This window comes from Shewanella sp. M-Br (assembly GCF_036245925.1).
Classification (GTDB): Bacteria; Pseudomonadota; Gammaproteobacteria; order Enterobacterales; family Shewanellaceae; genus Shewanella; species Shewanella oncorhynchi.
Genome location: NZ_BJBV01000058.1, coordinates 1 through 1,102, shown reverse-complemented (window position 1 = coordinate 1,102; position 1,102 = coordinate 1). Strand labels below are relative to the sequence as shown.

Sequence of the window (1,102 nt, the reverse complement as noted above, 5' to 3'; positions counted from 1 at the left end):
CAAAAGCCCTAGCCTAAACCGCTAGGGCTTTTGTGTTTATACGCTTCGCGAAAACTTATCTCGATGTCGGTCAATAAATATTCCTCCAATATTGACACTTCCACCATATATGGACCCATCCGGTTTGCAAGACATTCGATAGCGATTATGAGAAGAGTTCATTGCACCCATATATTCGGCCTGTTATTGAGGTATGCCTCTGGCCCTGATGGATATCTGCTTCTACTGTCCTTATCATCCTTGCGGCTTCATTATGAGCCTATGGCGAGCTAAGGTTTTCAGTAGATCAGTCTGACTGTCTCATCATCAAATCAATTGTCATAGCAACTTGCTGGTTGATTAATTATTAACGTTTATTGAATCTATTCAGCACTATACTGGAAGTCGATATTCTTCGTCATGCGCCGCGATAACCCATGCCATTCTCGCGAGCTTATTGGCGACGGCTACACAGGCTCGGTTAAAACCTCGGCGCTCTGCTAACTGGATTGCCCAGCAACTAAACTTATCTTGCTTATTCTGGCTGTGTTGCAACACAGCTCTGGCGCCGTGGATGAACAGGGTGCGTAAATACGCATTTCCCCGCTTGCTTATCCCAAGGAGGTTATCTTTACCTCCGCTGCTGTGTTGTTTGGGAACCAAGCCACACCAAGCTGAAAAGTGCCTGCCATTACTGAAATCTTTACCATCACCTGCGGCGGCATAAAAGGCGGTAGCGGTGACTGGACCAATGCCAGGGATAGTCTCTAAACGCTGGCAAATCACATTGTTTTTAGTTTCAGTAAGCACTTGTGCATCACAACTCTTAAGCCGTTTTTCTATATCACTAAATTCTTCATATAAGTGATAAAAAATGGCCCGACCTTTAGTGGTCAGCGCATTGGTTTCATCCGCTAAAATATCTGGGAACTGTACTTTAAAAGCCGATTTACTTTTGGCTATCACGATGCCGTATTCTGCTAACATGCCTCGCACTTGGTTGATTAACGCTGTGGATTGCTTAGTTAATCGTTCGCGCATTCGGTGGAGCAGTTGCACATCTTGCTGCTCGATACTTTTGGGTTTTACAAACCGCATGTTGGGCCGCTGCGCAGCCTCGGCA

Annotated in this window: 1 protein-coding gene; it reads right to left on the bottom strand. The window is 45.6% G+C overall.

Annotation, left to right across the window (positions count from 1 at the left end; genetic code table 11):
• Positions 1-372 precede the first annotated feature (372 nt).
• On the bottom strand, positions 373-1,102 hold a 730-nt coding region (locus AAA952_RS22280), incomplete at its 5' end, for an IS110 family transposase (protein WP_338259703.1).